Annotated in this window: 18 protein-coding genes; 6 read left to right on the plus strand and 12 right to left on the minus strand. The window is 65.3% G+C overall.

Annotated elements, in window-relative coordinates; all coding sequences use genetic code 11:
* Positions 1–4: 4 nt before the first annotated feature.
* The 6 genes from QPC17_RS07775 to QPC17_RS07800 all read right to left on the minus strand — a co-directional run bounded on the left by QPC17_RS07775 (position 5) and on the right by QPC17_RS07800 (position 9653).
* Positions 5–445, minus strand: coding sequence for a sterol carrier family protein (locus QPC17_RS07775; protein ID WP_070446006.1), 441 nt, complete (start codon positions 443–445; stop codon positions 5–7).
* 70 nt (positions 446–515) lie between these two features.
* Entirely contained in the window at positions 516–3350 is a 2835-nt protein-coding gene (locus tag QPC17_RS07780; RefSeq protein ID WP_285347196.1) for a bifunctional metallophosphatase/5'-nucleotidase, read from the minus strand.
* A 246-nt stretch (positions 3351–3596) separates the two neighbouring features.
* The gene (gdhA, locus tag QPC17_RS07785) at positions 3597–4934 is read right to left on the minus strand and encodes an NADP-specific glutamate dehydrogenase (protein WP_062614045.1); all 1338 of its coding nucleotides are present in this window, start codon (positions 4932–4934) and stop codon (positions 3597–3599) included.
* A 146-nt stretch (positions 4935–5080) separates the two neighbouring features.
* Positions 5081–5980, minus strand: coding sequence for a phosphoribosylaminoimidazolesuccinocarboxamide synthase (locus QPC17_RS07790; protein WP_083281099.1), 900 nt, complete (start codon positions 5978–5980; stop codon positions 5081–5083).
* A gap of 288 nt (positions 5981–6268) precedes the next feature.
* Positions 6269–8134, minus strand: a complete 1866-nt coding sequence (locus QPC17_RS07795; protein WP_285347197.1) for a phosphoenolpyruvate carboxykinase (GTP) — start codon at positions 8132–8134, stop codon at positions 6269–6271.
* A 235-nt stretch (positions 8135–8369) separates the two neighbouring features.
* On the minus strand, positions 8370–9653 hold the full coding sequence (locus tag QPC17_RS07800) for an adenylosuccinate synthase (protein WP_062614048.1): 1284 nt from the start codon (positions 9651–9653) through the stop codon (positions 8370–8372).
* Positions 9654–10035: 382 nt separating this feature from the next.
* Here QPC17_RS07800 and QPC17_RS07805 point away from each other — a divergent pair, with 382 nt between their 5' ends.
* Positions 10036–10638 carry a hypothetical protein gene (locus QPC17_RS07805; protein WP_285347198.1) on the plus strand — a complete coding sequence of 201 codons (603 nt, stop codon included), beginning with the start codon at positions 10036–10038 and terminating at the stop codon, positions 10636–10638.
* A 106-nt stretch (positions 10639–10744) separates the two neighbouring features.
* Here the strand turns inward: QPC17_RS07805 and fbaA are convergent, their stop codons facing one another.
* Positions 10745–11767: a class II fructose-bisphosphate aldolase gene (gene fbaA, locus QPC17_RS07810; RefSeq protein ID WP_062614050.1), complete on the minus strand. Its 1023-nt coding sequence runs from the start codon at positions 11765–11767 to the stop codon at positions 10745–10747.
* A gap of 224 nt (positions 11768–11991) precedes the next feature.
* Between fbaA and QPC17_RS07815 the strand changes: the two genes are divergently transcribed.
* The 3 genes from QPC17_RS07815 (at position 11992) to QPC17_RS07825 (ending at position 15957) form a co-directional block, all read left to right on the plus strand.
* On the plus strand, positions 11992–12816 hold the full coding sequence (locus QPC17_RS07815) for a Sir2 family NAD-dependent protein deacetylase (protein ID WP_143601969.1): 825 nt from the start codon (positions 11992–11994) through the stop codon (positions 12814–12816).
* Between the two features lie 224 nt (positions 12817–13040).
* A complete protein-coding gene (locus QPC17_RS07820; RefSeq protein ID WP_236698694.1) occupies positions 13041–14690 on the plus strand; it encodes an inorganic phosphate transporter in 1650 nt (549 codons plus the stop codon).
* 259 nt (positions 14691–14949) lie between these two features.
* Positions 14950–15957: a type IV toxin-antitoxin system AbiEi family antitoxin domain-containing protein gene (locus QPC17_RS07825; RefSeq protein WP_285347199.1), complete on the plus strand. Its 1008-nt coding sequence runs from the start codon at positions 14950–14952 to the stop codon at positions 15955–15957.
* A gap of 128 nt (positions 15958–16085) precedes the next feature.
* Here the strand turns inward: QPC17_RS07825 and QPC17_RS07830 are convergent, their stop codons facing one another.
* From QPC17_RS07830 to QPC17_RS07845, 4 genes are all read right to left on the minus strand, one after another.
* On the minus strand, positions 16086–16550 hold the full coding sequence (locus QPC17_RS07830) for a (deoxy)nucleoside triphosphate pyrophosphohydrolase (protein ID WP_082661227.1): 465 nt from the start codon (positions 16548–16550) through the stop codon (positions 16086–16088).
* A gap of 10 nt (positions 16551–16560) precedes the next feature.
* Positions 16561–17247 carry a TrmH family RNA methyltransferase gene (locus tag QPC17_RS07835; protein ID WP_070448005.1) on the minus strand — a complete coding sequence of 229 codons (687 nt, stop codon included), beginning with the start codon at positions 17245–17247 and terminating at the stop codon, positions 16561–16563.
* The gene (locus tag QPC17_RS07840; RefSeq protein ID WP_285347200.1) at positions 17244–17726 is read right to left on the minus strand and encodes an orotate phosphoribosyltransferase; all 483 of its coding nucleotides are present in this window, start codon (positions 17724–17726) and stop codon (positions 17244–17246) included. Before QPC17_RS07840 ends, QPC17_RS07835 begins: the two co-directional genes overlap by 4 nt.
* A gap of 580 nt (positions 17727–18306) precedes the next feature.
* Positions 18307–19074 (minus strand): SDR family NAD(P)-dependent oxidoreductase, encoded by a 768-nt coding sequence (locus QPC17_RS07845; protein ID WP_062614056.1) that lies wholly within the window; start codon positions 19072–19074, stop codon positions 18307–18309.
* 54 nt (positions 19075–19128) lie between these two features.
* Between QPC17_RS07845 and QPC17_RS07850 the strand changes: the two genes are divergently transcribed.
* The gene (locus QPC17_RS07850; RefSeq protein WP_070446029.1) at positions 19129–19953 is read left to right on the plus strand and encodes an exodeoxyribonuclease III; all 825 of its coding nucleotides are present in this window, start codon (positions 19129–19131) and stop codon (positions 19951–19953) included.
* Positions 19954–19978: 25 nt separating this feature from the next.
* Here QPC17_RS07850 and QPC17_RS07855 read toward each other — a convergent pair whose 3' ends face one another.
* The gene (locus QPC17_RS07855; protein ID WP_276787586.1) at positions 19979–20782 is read right to left on the minus strand and encodes a serine hydrolase domain-containing protein; all 804 of its coding nucleotides are present in this window, start codon (positions 20780–20782) and stop codon (positions 19979–19981) included.
* Between the two features lie 84 nt (positions 20783–20866).
* On the opposite strand from QPC17_RS07855, the gene QPC17_RS07860 reads away from it, so the two are divergent.
* Positions 20867–21367: a TM2 domain-containing protein gene (locus tag QPC17_RS07860; RefSeq protein WP_062614058.1), complete on the plus strand. Its 501-nt coding sequence runs from the start codon at positions 20867–20869 to the stop codon at positions 21365–21367.
* Positions 21368–21433: the final 66 nt, after the last annotated feature.

Consider the following 21433-nt stretch of genomic DNA (forward strand, 5'->3'; position numbering starts at 1 on the left):
CCTCCTACTCGGTCGCGCCGGTTGGCTCGGCGTGGTCGGCCGGCTGGGCTTGGTCTGCCTGCTCGGCCGCGGCCACGGCACCTGCCGGGCCGGCCAACTGCGCCGGGCCGAACAGCGGGAAATACGAGCTCAGGTCGGCGCGCGTGCCAGAATGAGAAATCTTCGACTCATCCACCGGGCGGCCGAGGGCCACATCCAGCCAGGCGGGCCCATCCATCTCCACCACATTGGGTGGGGTCCCACGCGTGTGGACCGGGCCGGCGATCGCCTGCACGGCCCCTACCCACGGCACCCGGATCTCCACGCTGCGCCCCGGGTGGCGCGTGGCGAACTCCTCGAGCGCGAAGCGCACGGCCGCCGTCAGCTCCGTGCGGCCCAACTCGCTGCCGGCCGCATAGGCCCGCACCAGCTCCATGCCCCGCGCCTCGTCAATTCGCCGTCTCATGAATCGATCCTATCGCCTGCTATGAGAATCCCGGGGAGCGGCAGTGCCGCTCCCCGGGACCACATCACCTTTAGCGAACGATGGTCATGGCGTCCCAGCCGTGGCCAACCTCGACCGGCAAGGCAAACCAGCCGCGGCCCGTCTGCTCGTAGAGGAACAGGATCCCGGCGCGAACGCCCACCAGGTCGAACGCGCCGTCGCCCGTCATGTCACCGGGCGAGAACACCTGCGTGAAACCCTCCCCGCCGTGGCCCTTCTGGGTGTCCGTGCGCAGGCCGCCCGCCGGCGTCGTCTCGTACGCGATCAGCGCGCCGTCGGCCGTGGTAGCCAACAGGTCCCAATCCGCCGATCCCGAGGTGTTACCCACCGACACGATGTTCGTGATCGCGCCCCAGCCGTGGCCCACCTTGCCCAGGCCCTCGACGCCGGCCGCGCTCACTGCGTAACGGTACAGGTCGCCCGTCGCGCCCTGACGCGCCACCACCGAGTCCATGCCGTCCACCTTGCCGGCGTAGGCCACCAGATCCATACCGGACCAGCCGTGACCCACCTTGGCGCCCTTGGTCAGGTGGCCGTTGCCGGTGGAGTAGTAGAAGAACATGTCGCCGGCCGCGTCCGTCACCAGGAAGTCCGCGCGCTTGTCGCCGTTCACATCGTTGACCTTCACCACGGCCGCAGCCTCGAAGCCATCGGCAACCAAGCCCACCGTCTTCAGCGCCTTGCCGCCCTGGTAGAAGAACAGCTCGCCAGCGCCATTCAGGCCCCAGATGTCCGCGAGCTTATCGCCCGAGGCCTCGCCGTACACGTTCTGGGCGTAGGTGGCCACGTTCGGCGCGGTCGACTTCGCCGCACGGATGGTCACCGGCAAGTCGACCGTCGAGCCGTCATCCGTGGCGATGGTCAGCGTGGCGGCACCCAGCTCGGCGTCGGCAGGAACCATGAACGACACGGCCGCCCGGCCCGTCTCGTCCACCTTCGGGGTGACGGTCGTATCGACGTCGGCAGTAGCCACCTCGACACCGTTGAGGTTGACCATGGCCTTCGTGGGCAGGGGCTCCGTGGACGTCATCGCCAGCGAGGACAGCTGGACGTCGACAGTTTGGCCCGGCACGAAGGTCAGCGGGCCGGTGTAGCCGAAGGAACGCTGCGTGTAATCCGGCGTGAACGCGCCGTTCGCCGCCCAACCCTGAGCAACTTGGTTGAAGACCTCGTGGTCGATGATGCCCGTGTCTACCACCGGGTTGCCGGCGTTGGCGAAGGCGTTGAAGCTGTCACCCGCGTCGAGCAGGAAGGACGAGGAGGCAACCGTGATTTCCGCGTTGTCCTTCCCCAGCAGCTTGCCGTTGAGGTAAACCGCGAGGATGTGCTTGCCGTACTCGGCGGTCGGATCGTAGACGTACTTGATGTTGTTCGACAGGCCCAGGCGCAGGATCGGGCGCGACTCGCCCGGCTTCCATTGCTGCTCGAGCAGCTCGTAGACGTCCTTCGCCTGGATCACGCGCGTGCCGTAGGAGTTACCGAAGGGCTGGACGTTGAAGGACTCCTGGAAGGTCACCACGCCGTCCTTGTTCGCGTCGAAATCAGCGCGGATGCCGCCCGAGTTCATGACGCCGAAGTCCGCCGGCTTGGCCAGAGTCTGGCCGTACTCGTAAAAGGCCTGGGCGATGAGGTTACCCGCCGACGACTCGGTGCCGCGGTTCGCGCCCTCATCCCCGTTGCGCGCGCCGGTGCCACGGTTGGCCGGCCCCGCGATGGGGAACAGCTCCTCGGCGCCGAGCTTCGCCGACTCCTCGAGCTTCTGGTTCACCAGCGCCTGGATCTCGTCGTTGACGGGGGCGTCGGCGCCCGTCGCCACGGTCTCGTTCTCACACGAGCTGGTCACCTTGCCGTCAGCCGCAACAGCCAACTGAGCGAAGACCACCGTGCTGCCCGAAGCGCCCGGCTGGCACACAGCCGCACCCGACGCCGTGGTCGATGCACCAGCAATGTGCGTGTGGCCACCGAACGCCAGATCGATGTCCGCACCCAGGGTCTCAACCTTGGCCAGGCCATCATGCATGAGCGCCACGACCGCGTCCGCCTCGCCGCTTTCCTTGATCTTCTTTGCGAGCTGGTCCGTCACCGCCACCGGATCGTTGAAGGTGAGCCCCTCAACCGCGGAGGCCGATGTTAGCTGTGGGGTCTCATCCGTGACCGTGCCAATGAAGGCCACTTTCACGTCCCCGTACGTCTTTACCACGTAGCCCGGATCCGCGATCTCCTTCGCGCCCGCCACGTTCGCGCCCAAATTGGTGTACGACGACAGGTCAAGAATCCGGTCACGCAGATCCGCGTACCCCTGGTCGAATTCGTGGTTGCCCACCGCCGAGACGGTCAGACCCATCGCGTTCAGCACATCGATCGTGGGCACGTCCTTCGCAATCGCCGACTCGAAGGTAGAACCACCCACCGAATCGCCAACCGCGAGGAAGTCAAAGCTAGCGGCCTTGGCGCGGCGCTCATCGAGCATCGCAGCCATCGCCGGGGCCTTCTGGATCGCGCCATGGAAATCGGAGATCACGCCGAAGTCAATCACCGCAGCATCACCCGACTCGGCCGCCTCAGCAGCCTCGGCCGCGTCGGACAGGACCGCGGCGTCGTCAGCGGCCTGGGCGGCGTCGTTAGCAACGTCGGAGTCGCCTGCGGCGTCAGCTTCCTCAGCGTCCGCAGCCTCGGCGCCATCAACGGCGGCATCGTCAACCGCTTCCTCCGCCTTATCGCCCACGGCCTCCGACTCAAGTTCAGCCACAGCGGAGGACTCACCCTCCGGGACTGCCGACGCGGGAACGGCAAGCGCCGCCGTCCCCAGCAGGATCGCCGTCACCATGCTCACCGAGCGCAGTGCCGACCTGTTCGTTTTCGACATGGAAAACTCCTCTTCTCGTCTGATGATCAACAACATCATTCTGGGCATCAACCACCGACAAGTTTTCCCGATCTCCGTGGCCACACAGTTAACGGAGCGAAAACGCTACCCCGACACGCGGGGGCGCGGACCAGGCGCAGGCCAGGGCGCAGGCGCCCTACGCGGGACGATTTGGGCCGTATCTTCACATATACGAAGATACGGCCCAAATCGTCCCGCGAAAATCGCGAACAGCTAGCTGACCCCTTAGATCACGCCCTGCTGGAGCATTGCGTCGGCCACCTTCATGAAGCCGGCCGCGTTCGCGCCCACCATGTAGTTACCCGGCTGGCCCAGCTCCTCGGCCGTGTCCAGCGAGGTCTTGTGGATGTTGTGCATGATCGCCTCAAGGCGCGCCATCACGTCGTCGAACGACCACGACTGCAACGCCGCATTCTGCTGCATCTCCAGCGCCGACGTCGCCACACCACCCGCGTTCGCCGCCTTACCTGGCGCGTAAATGATGCCCGAATCCTGCGCCACCTCGATCGCACCCGGGGTCAGCGGCATATTCGCGCCCTCGGCGATCAGGCGGATGCCGCCCATCTCCATCGCCCGCACGTCGTTCGCATCCACCTCGTTCTGGGTGGCACACGGCAGCGCGATATCGGCGTCGATACCCCACACCTTGCCGCCCGCATGGTACACCGCGTTCGGGCGGGCCTCCGCGTACTCCGAGACGCGCCCGCGGCGCACCTCCTTCACTTCCTTCAGCAACGCCACGTCGATCCCGTCCGGGTCATACACCGCACCCGACGAATCCGAAATCGACACGGGCTTCGCGCCCTGCGCCAGCAGCTTCTCAATCGCGTACGTGGCCACGTTGCCCGAGCCGGACACGATCGCCGTCTTGCCCTCCAGGCTGTCCCCCACCTCGGCCAGCATCTCATTCGCGAACATCACCAGGCCGTAACCCGTGGCCTCCGTGCGGCCCAGCGAACCACCCCAGCCGACGCCCTTGCCCGTCAGCACGCCCGCCTCATTCCGGCGAGCCAACCGCTTGTACTGGCCAAACATGTAGCCGATCTCGCGCGCACCCACGCCAATATCGCCCGCCGGCACGTCAATATCCGCGCCAATATGCGAGGACAGCTCATTCATGAAGGCCTGACAAAAACGCATGACCTCGTTATCCGACTTACCGTGCGGATCAAAATCCGATCCGCCCTTGCCGCCGCCAATCCCCTGGCCCGTCAGCGCATTCTTGAAGATCTGCTCAAAGCCCAGGAACTTAATAATCGACAGCGTCACCGACGGGTGGAAACGCAGGCCGCCCTTGTACGGGCCGAGCGTCGAATTGAACTGAATACGGTAGCCGCGATTCACACGCACCTTATTGTTATCATCCTGCCAGGCCACGCGGAACATGATCTGGCGCTCCGGCTCAATAATGCGCTCCAGGATCGCCGCCTCCTGGTAGTCCTTGCGTTCCAGCAACAGAGGCTCCAAGCTCTCCATCACCTCACGAACGGCCTGCTGAAACTCAGGCTGAGTGGGATTACGCTTCAGTGCCTCCTCATAGACACGTTCCAGCTGTGCATCCATTCCTACTCCTCACATCAAACGGCGGGATCCGACAAATTCGGTCGCTTGCCAGAATAATTGACTCCAAAAAGATGGCATAGAGATTCTCATCAATTGGCCAGTGTTTTCGACCTCAGTTTTACCCAACGAGGACCAACAGCGGAAACCTAGTGCGCAGATCCCTCGCCCAGCAACTTCTTCTCCACCAGCCGGTAACGCGAGCCCATCTCATCCACGACCTCCGGCTCCAACACCGGTGCCGGCCCGCAACCCTTGACCCACTCCACGGCTTTCTTCCGCACCGCGTTACGCACGTACTCCTTGCCAAACGCCCGGGGCAGGCCGTCCGCCGCCTCCGACTCCAACCAGTACGTGGCCGAATCCGGCGTAAACGCCTGATCGGCCAACACGAAGTCGTTATCGCCCGAATCGTAGGACGCCCCGAACTCGAGCTTGCACTCGGCAATAATCAGGCCCTTCGCCTTCGCGATCCCGAACGCCCGCTCGTACAGCTCCAGCGAAATCTCCCGCAACTGCTCAGCCTGCTCGTGACCCACCAGATCACACATCTGCGCGAAGCTGATCGTCTCGTCGTCGTGCCCGGCCTCGCCCTTCCGCGACGGCACGAACAGCGCCTCCGGCAGCCGATCACCCACGCTGAGTCCCGCCGGCAACTCATGCCCGCCGACCGTCCCCGCCCGTGCGTACTCCTCAAACGCCCGCACCGTCATGTACCCGACCACCGTGCACTCAATCGGGTACATCCGCAGCCGCTGCACCAGCATCGCCCGGCCCGCCGCCTCCGGCGGCACGTCCGTGGACAGGAAATGGTTCGGCACCACATCCTCCAGCCTGTCAAACCACCAGGCCGCAATCCGCGTGAGCACCTGGCCCTTCCCCGGGATCACACTCGGCAACACCCGGTCAAGCACCGCAATACGATCCGACGCCACGAGGATCATTGTGTCCCCAGCCGTATGGGCCAGGGTGTGGACGGGCTGATACACGTCATGAACCTTGCCCGTATACACGCGGGTCCAGTTCGGAATGATAGGCGGCAACTGCACTGGGCCTCCTTCCGGCCTCTGCGTCTTCCCATTCTATCCCAGTCTCCACCCCAAACAACATCCCCGTCTGCCGCCGTCCAGCTTGTGGAAGCCGTGGTAGAGCCGCGCTCACGACGCCGTCGCCGCAACTTGCGCCCGACGCCCAGCTTGCTCACGACGCCGGCCGGGCGCGTCGTCGTCGTTGGCCCCGCCACCGCGGTCACAACGCCACTACCCGGGCTCCCGCCAACGGCAGCCGGAACGCGAAGAGGGAGGGCCGGAGCCCTCCCTCCCCTAGGCGTCTAGCGCTTAGCGAGCCGCAGCGATACGCTCACGGAACTTGCCCAGCTGCTCGATGATCGGAGCCGGAACCTTGTCGCCGAACTGAGCGAAGTACTCCTCGGTCGAATCGATCTCGGCAGCCCAGGCGTCCGGATCGGTAGCGAAGAGCTTATCCCAGACCTCATCGGTGATCTCATCGAGACCATCGAGGTTGAAGTCCTCCTTGTGCGGGTAGTTGCCGGTCATGCCATCAATGGCGTCGACCTCGCCCGCAACACGGCGGATCACCCAGTCAAGGACGCGGGAGTTCTCGCCGAAGCCCGGCCACATGAAGTGACCCTCTTCGTCCTTGCGGAACCAGTTGACCTGGAACACGCGCGGGAACTTGTCGCCCAACTTGTCCTGCATCTCGAGCCAGTGGCCCCAGTAGTCAGCCATGTTGTAGCCGCAGAACGGGAGCATGGCGAACGGATCGTGACGCAGCGAGCCAGCCTTCACGTCGGTAGCGGCAGCGGTGACCTCGGACGCAACCGAAGCGCCCATGAACACGCCGTGCGCCGGATCCTTCTGCTCGGCAACGAGCGGCACGTTCGTGGCGCGGCGGCCACCGAACAGGATCGCGTCGATCGGAACGCCAGCGGGGGCCTCCCAATCGGGGCAGATGATCGGACACTGCGAAGCCGGCACCGTGAAACGCGAGTTCGCGTGAGCGGCCGGGGTGCCGGACTCCGGGGTCCAGTCATTGCCGTGCCAGTCGATGAGGTGATCCGGGGTCTCGCCGTCGATGCCCTCCCACCACACGTCGCCGTCGTCGGTCAGAGCAACGTTGGTGAAGATGGAGTTCGCGCGAGCGGTGTCCATCGCCATCGGGTTCGTCTTGTACGACGTACCCGGGGCGACGCCGAAGAAGCCGGCCTCCGGGTTGATCGCGTAGAGGCGGCCGTCCTCGCCCGGGCGGAGCCAAGCGATGTCGTCACCAATGGTCTCAACCTTCCAGCCCGGGATAGTGGGCTGGAGCATGGCGAGGTTGGTCTTACCACATGCCGACGGGAACGCCGCGGTCACGTGGTACTGCTTGCCGGTCTCTTCGTTCGTGAAGCGGAGGATGAGCATGTGCTCGGCCATCCAGCCGTCACGGCGAGCCATGGTCGACGCAATACGCAGCGCGTAGCACTTCTTGCCGAGCAGGGCGTTTCCGCCGTAGCCGGAGCCGTAGGACCAGATCTCGTTGGTCTCCGGGAAGTGGGTGATGTACTTTTCGTCATTGCACGGCCAGTTCGTGTCCGGGCGCTCGTTGCCATCGGCGTCGACCAGCGGGTAGCCCACCGAGTGAACAGCCGGAACCCACACGTTACCCTCGCCGATCAGCTTAAGGGCCGCGGAACCCATGCGGGTCATGATGCGCATGTTGACAACGACGTACGGCGAATCCGTCAGCTCAATGCCGAGCTGCGAAATCGGGCCGCCCAGCGGACCCATCGAGAACGGGATGACGTACATCGTACGGCCACGCATCGAGCCACGGAACACACCGTTGGCACCGATGAGGGTCTCCTTCATCTCCTTCGGATCGGCCCAGTGGTTGGTGGGGCCAGCATCCTCTTCCTTCTCGGAGCAGATGAAGGTACGGGACTCAACACGAGCCACGTCAGACGGGAGCGAGCGAGCCAGGAACGAGTTGGGGCGCTTCTCCGGGTTCAGGCGGGTGAACATACCGGCCTCAACCATTTCAGTGGTGAGACGATCCCACTCTTCCTCAGAGCCATCTACCCAGTAGATGTCCTTCGGCAGAGTGATGTTGGCGACCTCAGCCACCCACTCAACGAGATTATCAGGCGCAAACTCCGGCGCGCCTGCGCGGACGTCCTCAACGGTGAACGCGGTTTCAGTCATCGCATTTCCTCCTAGAAATCGGCGACGTTGGATAACTTCCACATCCCATTATTGTTAAAGAAACGGTATTTCCTATAGGACTAACGGGCATTGAGCGGTTAGCGCAATCCCCTTGTCACACTCTATCGTGGGCCACCCACAATTTGCCTGGACAACGGGGGCGCGGCCCCGCAACGGATGCGGGGCTGCGCCCACCATGCCAGCCACTGCCAGCTCCACCTTCATGCACAGATTCTTAATCGAGAAGCCGATGACGCACGATCGTCTGCGCCCGCTCCGGGCCCACCCCGATCGACGAAATCCGACACCCCGACAGCTCCTCCAGCCGCAAGATGTACGCCTGCGCGTTCTCCGGCAAATCCTCAAAATCCTGGCAGTCCGAAATACCCTCCGACCACCCCGGCAAGTACTCGTAAATCGGCTTCGCGTGATGCATATCCGACTGATTCTCCGGCATATCCTCCACACGCGCCCCATCAATCTCGTAGGCCACGCACACCGGGATCTGCTCAATCCCCGTCAACACATCCAGCTTCGTCACCACGATATCCGTCAGCGAATTGACCCTCACCGCATAACGCGCGACCACGGCGTCGTACCAGCCGCACCTGCGCGGCCGCCCCGTCGTCGTGCCATACTCTCCGCCAACCTTACGCAGCCGCTCCCCCGCCTCATCAAACAGCTCCGTGGGGAACGGCCCCTCGCCCACGCGCGTAATGTACGCCTTCGCGACGCCCACCACCCGGTCCAGCCGCAGCGGGCCCACGCCCGAGCCCGTGCAAGCGCCGGCCGCCGTCGTCGACGACGACGTCACATACGGGTACGTCCCATGGTCAATATCCAGCATGACCGCCTGACCCGCCTCAAACACCACCGTCTTCCCCTCATCGAGCGCGCGGTTAAGCTCCGCCGACGAATTGAACAGCATCGGGCGCACCCGATCCGCGTAGGCAAGCAGCTCGTTGGTCACCACATCCACGTCAAACGTGTCCTCATCGAGCGAGGCCAACTGCGCATTCTTCTGATGCAGCGCGCCCTCCACCTTCTGGCGCAGAATCGAGGGGTCAAACAGGTCCTGGACGCGGATGCCGATGCGGTTCATTTTGTCGGCGTAGGTGGGACCAATGCCGCGGCCGGTTGTGCCAATCTTCCGCTTGCCGAGCAAACGCTCGTTCGCGCCGTCGATCTTCTTGTTGTACGAGGGGATAATGTGCGCGTTCGAGGAAATCCGCAGGCCCGACGTATCCACGCCACGCCCCTCCAACTCCTCAATCTCCTCAAACAACACATTCAGATCGACCACCACACCATTGCCGATCACCGCTGTACACCCCGGAGACAAGATCCCCGCCGGCAGCAAGTGCAGGGCGAACTTCTCCTCGCCCACAATCACCGTATGGCCGGCATTATTACCGCCATTAAACTTGACGACGTAGTCGACCTCCGCGCCGAGCTGGTCCGACGCCTTGCCCTTACCCTCGTCTCCCCACTGGGCCCCGACGATCACGATTGCTGGCATGCTGTCCTCACTTGTCTAGGCTTGCCGCCTAAGTCTAATGCGTACCACCATCCGGGAGGCGGGCGTCCACATGTTGAGGCCGAGTGTTCCGACGCGCGGACATCCCGCATCCTGGTGGGCCGAGCCGGCACCCTCCTCACAGATGCGATACTTCCCGGCAAGATGCGGTACTAAATAACCGTTATCTAGTGCCGCATCTTGCAGTCTTGTATAGCATTTGCGGCTGGCGGAGGCGCCGGCACGCGAGCGCAGGGGCAGGTGCGGAACTCGGCGCGGCCGCCATCATCTGGGGCCGGCCAACCCGCAGGGATAGTCCCGCCAAATCGTGAGTGGCCGGGCTCGGGTAGACTCTCACCAACCAACCCCGAACCGAGGATCCCCCATGACCCTGGCCACGCCACTTGCCACATTCGTCTACTACGCGGCGCCCGACGTCGTGCGACGGCCGACTCTGCGGCGGCTCGTCCGCACGGGTGCGCTTGCCGTCATAGCGACAGTAGAGGTGGCCAGAGCTGAGTTCGGCGCACACGAGTCAACCGCCGATCCGACCGCTGAGACCCCCACGAGCTCTGCCGTCACAGACCACGCAAGCTTCACGGTGGCCAATCAGGCAGACCACACTCCAATTGGCCAGACAGACCAAGCCGACCAGGCGGACCAAGCCGACCAGGCCGAGCCCGCCACCTCGGCAAACACCGCAAACACCACCGCGCCCGAGGATGACGTGCCCTCCGATATGCTGTCGCTCGCCAAGGGCGCCTTCGCCGCCCAGCCGGGCGTGACCGCGCTCATCGGAGCTGCGATCGTTGCGGCGACAGCCGCGACCACGGCGGCCAGCGTCTACACCGAGCGCGCCCTCTTCCGCGGCGCCGAGAAGCGCCGCGCCACTGGCGACCGCCTCGCCCACACCAAGCAGGCCGCCATCCTCGCACTGGCCATGGCCGGGCTCGACCACCTATCCTCCAAGCTCGTCCTGGACGACTAACCCGCTCGCGCCCCGCCCCAGCCGCGGTCATCCGCACCCCACCAGGCCGCACCCCGCGGGCATGAAAATGGGACGGCCCCAGCCGCCCCATCCCCACGTGCAGGAATTACTTCATGCGCTTGCCGGCCGAGCCCAGTCGCTCAGCGGCCTCGACCACGCGGGCGGCCATGCCGGCTTCGGCCAGCTTGCCCCAGGTGCGCGGGTCGTACATCTTCTTGTTGCCGACCTCCTGGTCGACCTTGAGGACGCCGTCGTAGTTGCGGAACATGTGGTCCACGACCGGGCGGGTGAAGGCGTACTGCGTGTCGGTGTCAACGTTCATCTTGATGACGCCGTTGCGGACAGCGGTGGCGATCTCCTCAGCGGAGGATCCGGAGCCGCCATGCATGACCAGGTCAAACGGGGACTCCTTGCCGACCTTTGCGCCGACCTCAGCCTGGATCTCACCCAGCAGCTCGGGGCGGAGCTTCACGTGGCCGGGCTTGTACACGCCGTGGACGTTACCAAAGGTGAGGGCGGTGAGGTAGCGGCCGTTCTCGCCAAGGCCGAGGGCCTCGACGGTCTTGAGGCCGTCCTCAGCGGTGGTGTACAGCTTCTCGTTGATCTCGCCAACGACGCCGTCTTCCTCGCCACCCACAACGCCGATCTCGATCTCGAGGATGGTGTTGGACTTCTGCGACAGGGCGAGCAGTTCCTTCGCGATCTCGAGGTTCTCATCGAGCGGCACGGCGGAGCCGTCCCACATGTGCGACTGGAAGAATGGCTCACGGCCAGCGGCGACTTCCTGCGCGGACAGCTCCATGATGGGGCGGATCCACGAGTCGATGTTCTGCTTGGCACAGTGGTCGGTATGCAGGGCGATCGTCACGTCGTAATTCTTGGCGACCTCACGAGCGTACGCGGCCAGGCCGAGCGAACCAGCCACGCGATCCTTGATCGTGGAGCCGGAGGCGTACTCGGCGCCGCCAACGGAAACCTGGATAATGCCGTCCGACTCAGCCTCAGCGAAGCCGCGGATGGCTGCCGTGAGGGTCTGCGAGGACGTCACGTTAATTGCCGGGTAGGCGAACTTGTTGGCCTTCGCCCGATCCAGCATCTCGTCATAAACTTCACGCGTTGCGATACCCACGTGTGCTCCTTTTGCGTTGGAAATCTAACGCCCCAATTATCTCACGGATTTGGTAAAGCGTATAGCCAATTGGTCCCCGGCTTAATCATTTCCGACGACGTCGTGGCCCGCCTTTCGTCCGTTTCCGCGCGTCGTCGTTGTTTGACGACGGCCCGGCCCGTCGCACCTGTAACACCTCCCACCGGGGCGAGGCGTGCGCGTAGGATCGGGGCGAGGGGATGGTCATGGTTATTTCTGATCCGGTCGAGGCGGCTGAGGAGCTTGCGCGGGCGATGCGCGGGAGGCGCACGCTCGCAATCACGGGCGCGGGGGTGTCCACCGATTCCGGGCTGCCGGACTATCGGGGGCAGGGCACCACGGAGAAGCCGTCGATTACCTACGACATGTTCGTGGCCGACCCCATGTGGCAACGCTGGGTGTGGCAGCGCAATCACGAGACGTGGCGCCAGTTCGAGGCGCTAAAGCCCTCCGGTGCTCACGTTGCCATCGCCCGGTTGGAGGAGGCGGGGGCGGTGACCGGGGTTGCCACGCAAAACATCGACGGCCTGCACACCAAAGCCGGGAGCAGGAGCGTGTGGGAGCTACACGGGTCGTTCGCGCGGGTGCACTGCCTCGACTGCGGCGCCCGCTTCCCGCGCGGCGAATACGCCGCCGACCTCGAGGCACTCAACCCCGGCTGGCCGCAGTACGACCGCGACCCCGCCGTGCTCGCCACCGCCGACCGCGCCGAGGCCGAGGCCTCTACTTTCCGCGTGGCGCCCTGCCCGGTGTGCGGAGGGCTGGTCAAGCCGGATGTCGTCTTCTTCGGGGAGTCCCTGCCCGCCTCGATGGGCGACGCGATGGGCGCCGCCCGCGACTGCGAGGTTGCGCTCGTGGCCGGTTCCTCGCTCGTGGTCAGCACGGGCATGTGGATCGTACGCCAGGCCTACGCGGCCGGCGCCACGCTCGCCATCATCAACTACGGCCCCACCGCCGCCGATCCCCTCGCCGACATCCGCATCGACGCCGGAGTCTCACCCACACTAAGCGCCCTCGCCGACCTGTTGTAAACGGCGGGCGGAGGGGGACCGGCCCCTCCGCCCGCCTCCCGGCCAACCGGCACCAGCTCCCCCAGCGGGCCGGCACCCGAGCCGCTTCGAGGACCGACGTCCCAGCGTGGGCCAGCGTCGTCGTCGTGAAAACAAACAGCAGGTAAACAACACGCAACAAGGCCGAGAGGGGTTTTGGCGCATAGCGAACCGCCAATTAGTCTTGAACCGTCAGTCGTTTGCGCATGAAAGGCATGATGATGGCCGACCCCAAGGGCGCCCAAGCAAAAATCGAGCTCCCCAGTCTTCCACAAGGCGTCAGCCCCGCCACCCAACAGGAAAACAACACCCCCTGGCATCTCTTCTTCGGTGGAATGCTCGCCATCACCCTGGTCGTCTTCGCCCTGTGGTCCAAAGACTACGTAGGCAACGCCAGCTGGCTCATCCTCGGCGCCACCATCATCTTCGCCTTTTTCATGGCGTTTAACATCGGCGGCAACGACGTCGCCAACTCGTTCGGCACCTCCGTGGGCGCCGGCACACTCTCCCTCAAGCAGGCGCTCGTCATCGCCGCGATCTTCGAAGTGTCCGGCGCGGTCATCGCCGGCGGCGAGGTGACCGATACGGTCCGCTCCGGGATCGTCGACCTCAACGCGATCAGCGGACTCGACCCCCTCGAATTCGCCTACATCATGATGGCCTCCCTCCTCGGTGCCGCCACCTGGCTCCTCCTCGCCACCCGCATGGGCTGGCCCGTCTCCACCACCCACTCGATCGTGGGCGGCATCGTCGGCGCTGCCCTCGCGGTCGGCTTCATCACCGGCAAGGGCGGCTGGTCCATGGTACAATGGGGACAGGTCGGCCAAATTGCCATCTCCTGGGTGCTCTCACCCGTACTCGGCGGCATCGTCTCCTACATCCTCTTCCGTGGCATCAAGAGCTCCATCCTGAGCTACAATGAAGCCGCCGAAATTCAGCTCGAAGCCGTCCGTGCTCAAAAGAAGGAACTCAAGGCCCGCCACCGCGAACTTTTCGAGCAGATGAGCGAAAAGGATCAAAAGAGCTACACCAACGCCCTCACCCGCGACCTCGCCGCCATGCGCGAAGAAGATTGGGAAGTCGAAGACCTCGAATCCTCCTACTTCAAGGAACTCCACCAAATCCAGGTGGAGAAGGAACTCATCGAACCGCGCCGCGCCATCGAAACCTGGATCCCACTACTCGCCGCCGGCGGCTCCCTGATCATCTCCGGCATGATGCTCTTCAAGGGCCTCAAGAACCTCCACCTCGGCATGACCAACGTGGGCAACCTGCTCATCATGGGCATGATCGCGGCCGTGGTCTACATGTCGGTCTACATCTTCTCCCGCACCATGAAGAAGAAGAACCTCGAGCGCTCCACCTTCCTCCTCTTCTCCTGGATGCAGGTATTCACCGCGTCGGCCTTCGCGTTCTCGCACGGCTCGAACGACATCGCCAACGCGCTCGGCCCGTTCGTGGCCGTGCTCGACGTGCTCAAGACCGGAGCAATCGTGGAGAAGTCGACCGTGCCCGTGGCCGTCATGGTCTCGATGGGCATCGCGCTCATCGCCGGCCTGTGGTTCATCGGCCGCTACGTCATACGGACCGTCGGCTCCGGCCTCACGGAGATGCACCCGGCGTCCGGCTTCTCCGCCGAGCTGTCCGCCGCGGCCGTCGTCATGGGCGCCTCCCTGCTGGGCCTGCCCGTGTCCTCCACACACATCCTCATCGGCGCGGTGCTCGGCATCGGCATGGTCAACCGCAACACCGACTGGGGTCTCATGAAACCGATTGGCCTGGCGTGGGTGCTCACGCTGCCGGTGTCGGCGGCCATTGCGGCGGCCACGGTGTCCGTGATCCGGCTGATTTTCTAGGCCGGCAAGGGGCAACCCCATCCCTTCGTGGCCCTGCCCGGCCCGGTTGAGTGACCGCGTTTGAATTTACTGGACGAATCCGGGGCGATCTTCTTATATGAGGAGATCGCCCCGGATTCGTCCAAAATTTTTTAATGGGGCCTCTGGGAACGCGGCCGGTCGGGGGAAAAGCTATCCACGGCCAGCCCAAGAGCGCGCTGTATCCACATTTCGCCCAATCGGCGGAATCGGATTTACCGCAACAGTCCACACTTGAAGGATGTTGAACAATACCCCATCTGAACGGGGCGGGGCGCTCCGGCGGGCCGCCCCGCCCGCAACCGACGAACCCGCCTGGCTGACAAACCCGCCAAAGATCTTCGACCCGCCGGACTGGCACGTGCCGCCCGAGGACTGGTACCCCGAGCAGGAGAACAAGTCACCGCTGTGGACACCGCAGTCCGCTCGCAAAGAGTTTGGCCTGGTCACGCAGGCCGATCTCAAGACCATGGGCTACACCTCCCACTACGCCATTTCCAAAGCAGTCAAGGCCGGCCGGTTTCAACGCCTCAGACATGGAGTCTATGCCCTGCCACGCGCGGATCCCGACGCGATCCGCGCGGTCAAACTCGGCGGGGCCATCGCGTGCGAAAGTGCCTGCAGGCGCTACGGCATATGGGTACCACACCAGGGCTTGCACATGGCAGTTCAGCGCAATCAGACAACATCCCGCCCGCAAGGCGTCACCATTCACAGCCAGCGCGACGCGCCCAGTCTCATCCCCACTCCTCGGGAGGCGGTGGCACAAGTGCTGCGTTTTCACGATGCGGAGACCGGCCTTATGGCACTGGAGTCGGCGCTCAACAAGGGGCTGATCGAGATGGTGGAGGTGGGCAACCTGATCCAAGACCTCTCCGTCAACAAGCAGGCTGTCCTGCGGCGGGCGTCGCCATTCTCCGAGTCCGGCCTCGAGACCCGGGTGAGGCTCTTCCTCCTCTCGAACCGGGTGCACGTGCAACCACAGGTCTACATCCCGTCGGTGGGCCGAGTGGATATGGTAGCCGGCAGCTCCCTGATCCTGGAATGCAACGGCGACCTCGCCCACTCGACCAAGGAACAGCGCAACCGCGACTACATCCGGATCCAGAACGCCCGGCTACTCGGGTATGACACGGTTTCGCTCAGCTACGCCCAGATTTTCTGGCAATGGGAGGAGACACAGGGCTATTTGCTGGCCCTCATCCGCCAACGGAGGCATCTCAAGCCGCCGATCCCACTGAGGCGTTGAAATTATCTGGACGAATCCGGGGCGATCTCCTTATATGAGGAGATCGCCCCGAATTCGTCCAAAAGTTTTTAATCGGCCGGGGCGGGTGAGGCCTCAGCAGGGGCGGGCGCCGGCTCGGCGGCGCCGGATCAGCCGGCCGAGAGGCGGCGACGCAGCTCCTCCAGGATGGGCAGGTCGGCCGGTGCCCACTCCACATCCATCAGCTCGTCGGCCCCGAGCCAGCGCACCTGCGCGTGCTCCGTCAGCCGCGGCTGACCCTCCAACCTGCACAAATACGCGTCCAGGATGACCCGGCCGAAGGAGTAGTCGTAGACTCCGCGGCCCACAAATTCCCCGACCTCCACCTCCGCCAGCAGCTCTTCGCGCACCTCGCGCGCCAGCGCCTCCCGCGGGGTCTCCCCCGGCTCGACCTTCCCGCCCGGGAACTCCCAGTACCCGGCCATGTTCTTCCCCGGCCCGCGCTGGGCCGCCAGAATCTGGGCACCGCGCCTAGCCTCGCGCCCAGCCCCCTTTCCGGCTCCCGTGCCCGCCGGGTCGGCCTCCGGGTCAGCCTCCCGCCAGAACACAGCCCCGACCACGTGAATCTCTTTCACCGTCTCCCTCTCATTCTCCGGCCCCAGCCCCCAACGGCCGGTGTCGCCGCACCCACTCGTGCTGAGCGATGGCCGCGGCGGCGGCCACGTTGAGCGAGCGCGTGGACCCAAACTGTGGGATGTACACTGCCCGCGGGCACACGGCCCGCAGCTCATCGGAGATGCCCACGGATTCTTGCCCGAACACCAGCACGGCCTTCTCGGGCAGGTCGGCGGTTTCGATGGGTTCGGTGTCGCCGGTGTTGTCCACGGCCACGAGCGTGTAGCCGACCTCCCGCGCCCAGTCCGCGAGCGCGGCCGCGTTGGGCCGGTGGTAGATGTTGAGGTACCGGTCGGTGACAAGCGCCCCGCGCCGGTTCCATTTTCTGCGCCCGACGATGTGGACGCCACCCACGTTGAATGCATTGCCGGTGCGCACGATCGACCCGATGTTGAGGTCGTGCTCGAGGTTTTCGATCGCCACATGCAGCGCCGATCTGCTCTTCTCCAGCTCGGCGCGGATCGTCTCCACGCGCCAGTAGCGGAAGCGGTCGGTGACGTTGCGCCGGTCGCCGGCGGCGAGCAACTCGGGGTCGTAGCGGGGGTCGTCGGGTACCGGTTCGCCGGGGTGCTCCTCGGCCCACGGCCCGACCCCCACGATTCCCCCGATCTTCTCTCCGTTTCCCCAGGTCAGGAAGCCGTGTGGATCGTCGGTCATTTGGCCTCCCCCAGGTCAGGGGCCTCAAAGAGTGCCAGTTCCACGACGCCGTCCCCGCCCGCCGCGCCCACGTCTTCCGCTCCGGCCGCCCCAACGACGACGGCCACACCCGCCACCTTCGGTCCCTCATCCGGCCCACCAGCAGCCAGCTCCCCCGGCACCCGGGCCGAGTCAACTCCCACCACGACAACCGGCCCGTCGATCGCGGGCCGCGCCACGGCGTCGTCGATCAGGAAAGCGTCGAGGTATTGGCCGCGCGCGGCGGCGGCGTGGAGGATGGCGGTGGCGATGGCGAGCGCGAGCGGCCCCTCGCCACCGACGGCTTCGATGTTGCCGGGGCCGAGCCCGGCTTCTTCGAGTAGGTCGAGCATGGCGTGGCCGAGGAGGGGCGCGGCTTCGCGGTGGAGTGTGGCGGTGAGGGGGTCGAGTTCGCGCAGGTGGTCGGCAAGGCGCGCTTTGGGTGCGTCGTTAATGTCCATGCTCACAGCATACGACTACGGGGTGCGGAGCACGGCAACGGGGTCGCGGCGGGAGGCCCACACGGCGGGGAGGAGTCGCTTGGCTAACATGTCACTGGCCGTAATAGTACTGGGCGAGCGGCAACGCCGGGCACGCAGCGTACAGATTCCGCGCAGTCTCGCTTCCATCCACGAATCGGTTGCGGGCCGCGGGCGACCACGCGTCGCCGCTGTGCGCATCATCGAAACTGGCGATTCAGGCCTCCGTGCTGGGCGGCTCCTGGAGGAACTCCACTCCCTGAGCCTTCGCACATGGGACGAAGAAGCTGGTGTAGCACTCGTACTTGACGGCGCGTTGCTCGGGCGTTTCCTCGGGGTAGGCACGGGGTCGGGAGCGTATTCGGCGTAGCAGATCCAGAACTGCGTCCGAGTGGCGTCGCTGAGGTCTTCCCAGTGAATGCCCGGCCATCGGCCGACAGCTCGGCGGGGTATCCGGCCTCGTCAGCCCCTCGTTGCGCTGGTGGCCGGCGAGTTCCAGCTCTGAAGTCAACATTGGCACATCTGTGCCGCAGGCCACAGAGAATTTTGGGAGGCCCCGCGGTCAGGCCCCGTCACGGCCGGATAGGCCCGGCCCGGCCACCTTCCGCACGAGCGCGCGCGGCATCAGCTTCACGACGCCGGCCGCCGCCTTATAGAGAGGAGTGGGCGTGACGAGCACCCGGCCACGCCGGGCCGCCGCGAGCGCCGCGCCGACCACCTGGGCGGGCTGGGCGAAGACGACGTCGGGCCACTGGCTGGAGTCGACGTGGGAGCGTTCGTGGAACTCGGTGCGGATGAGGCCGGGGGTGACGGCGGTGGCAGTGACGCCGGTGCCGGCGAGCTCGGCGGCGAGCCCCTCGGTGAACGTGCGCACCCAGGCTTTGTGCGCCGAGTAGGTGCCTTGCGCGGTGAGGGCTGTCATGGAGGAGACGTTGATGATGGCACCGCGGCCGCGGGCCTTCATGGACGCGGCCGCGGCGTGCGACAGGACGAGCACGGCCCTCACCATGACGTCCAGCCCGGCGAGCTCCCGCTCGAGCGAGCCGCCCACGAAGTCCTGCCCGAGCCCGAATCCCGCGTTGTTGACCACCAGCGCCACCGACGACGACGTTATCCGCGCCGCGACCCGACCCACGGCGTCGTGATCGGCGAGGTCGGCGGGGAGGACCTCCACGCGTACCCCGAACTCGGCGCGCAGCTGCCCCGCCACGTCCTCGAGGCAGGAGGCGTTGCGGGCGACGAGGATGAGGTCGTGGCCGGAGGCGGCGAGCTGGCGGGCGAATTCGCGGCCGAGGCCGGCGGAGGCGCCGGTGATGAGTGCGGTGGTCATGGGTTGAGTCTAGCGGGAGAAAAACTTGTCGGAGGCTCACTGTAGGCTGGGGTCATGAAGTTAGCGACATGGAATATCAACTCGGTTCGCGCCCGCGCGGACCGCGCCGTGGAGGTGCTCGCGCGCCATGACCTGGACGTGCTCGCCCTGCAGGAAATCAAGTGCAAGCCTGAGCAGTTCCCCCTCGAACCCTTCCGCGAGGCGGGCTACGAGGTGGCGTTGCACGGCCTCAATCAGTGGAACGGCGTGGCAATCGTGTCGCGGGTGGGGCTGGAGGGCGTGCGCACGGCGTTCCCCGGCCAACCCGGCTTTGCCAAGGGCGCGCCCAGCGAAGGGCTGTTCATTGCCGGCGACGTCGAAGCCCGGGCTCTCGGCACCACCTGCGGCAGCACTGGGCTCAGCTCAGGCGTGGAGGTCTGGAGCCTGTACGTTCCCAACGGGCGGGCTGTTGGAGACCCTCACTATCACTACAAGCTGGCATGGCTGGCTGCGCTGAAAGACGCGATGGCCGCCCGGCTGGTGGAGGATCCGGAGGCGAAGATCGCCCTGGTCGGGGACTGGAACGTCATTCCCACCGATGCGGATGTGTGGGACACGAGCGCCACCGGCGGCCTGTACCTGAGTGAGCCGGAGCGGGAGGCGTTCTTCGCGTTCGAGCAGGCGGGATTCGTGGAGGTCACGCGGGGTCGGGTCACGAATTACACGTTCTGGGACTACCAGCAACTGCGCTTCCCCAAGAACGAGGGGATGCGGATCGACTACATCTATGCCTCACCGACCTTGGCGGGCACCGTCACCTCCGCCGCGATCGACCGGGATGAACGCAAGGGAAAGGGGGCCTCGGACCACGTGCCCGTCATCGTAGAGTTCGCGCTGTAGCGGACGTAGCTGCGCGGCCAGCGCGCTACAGCTGCACCATTTCGTCGGTGAGGACCGGCCAGTATTGGATATGCTCTTTGTCGAAGTCTTTGACGCCGAGGAAGGCGCCACCCTTGCCCTGGGACAGGTCCATATAGAAGAACGAACCAGACATTCCGAAGTGTCCCACCACGTGATGGGAGAAGTGGGGGCCGGTCCAGTGCGGCTCGAGGGGGTTACGGATGGAAAAGCCGAGCCCCCACGGGCGGTTCTGTGAGCGCCCGTACCCGGGCGTGATCCCGCCGATCCCTGGGAACTGCACCTGGAAGGCTTTTTCGGCGAGGTCGCGGGGGATGAGCGTGGGGCGCAGGATCTCGCGCCCGAAGCGGACCAGGCAGTTCGCCGCGCCCGTGCCGGAGTGGGCTATTGAGCCGACGATCCGGGCGGAGGTCATCCCGAGCGGGTCGAGTACCTCGGCCTGGATCCAGTCCTGGATCGACATGCCGATGTACTTCTCGGCCTCCTCGCCCATGACGTCGAAGCCGTAGTTGGAGTAGATGCGGCGTCGGCCGGGCTTGGCGATGGGCTCGCCGGGTTCGGCGGGCAGGCCGGAGGCGTGTGCGAGCAGGTGGCGGAACGTTGAGCCCTCTGGGCCGGCGGGGGTGTCGAGCTCGAACTTGCCCTGCGCGATCGCCACCAGGATCCCCCACGCGGCAATCGGTTTGGTCACCGACATGTATCGGTAGATCTTCGTCGGGTCGCCCACGGCAAGCTTGACGTCGTGGACGTCGAAGGCCACGTACGTGTGCTCGAAATCGAACTTGTCTGCGGGAAGAGGCTCGGTGATCATGCTTCCACTCTGGCACAAAGCCGGCCGCACTGCAGGCGGCAGGTGAGTTTCGGCGTCGTGAACGAAAGTGGTTACTATGGACACATGGACGAGACATCGCGGTTGAGCTCCTTGGCGGACGGCGTTCGTTTTGAACGCTCGCCCGATCCACTTCTTTCCTTGCGCACGGCCCCTGGCCCCGATTTGTACGCGCCGGGTAACCTGGGCGAGTTCGCGCGCGGCTTCAGCCCGGCCGAGGCCCGCCTTCGTCACGATGCCGCCCTGCGGGCTCACCCGTCTTTCGGCGCCGGCATCCTCCTCGCCCCTCAAGCCCCGAGCGATCACAAGAGCCACCACACGGCGATCCTGTCGCGTAACCGTTGGGTGGCGATCGTCCTCGCTCTCCTGTTTGGCACGCTCGGCGCCCACAACTTCTACCTGGGCCGCACGAGCCGCGCGGCGGTGAACGTTCTGGTGTGGTTTGCTGGCACGCTGGGCATGACCGCCACCGGGTCGATTTTCATGATGCTACCGATCATTGCCCTCGTGTTGGTCGAGTGCTGGCAGATCGCGCGCCGCACGGGTGACTACGCCGATCTTCCCTAACCACTGACACCCCGCCCCTCCGCACCCCGCCGCGCACCGGCGCCTGCCCGGGCGCTAGGCTGGGGG

The organism is Trueperella bernardiae (assembly GCF_030246965.1).
Classification (GTDB): Bacteria; Actinomycetota; Actinomycetes; order Actinomycetales; family Actinomycetaceae; genus Trueperella; species Trueperella bernardiae.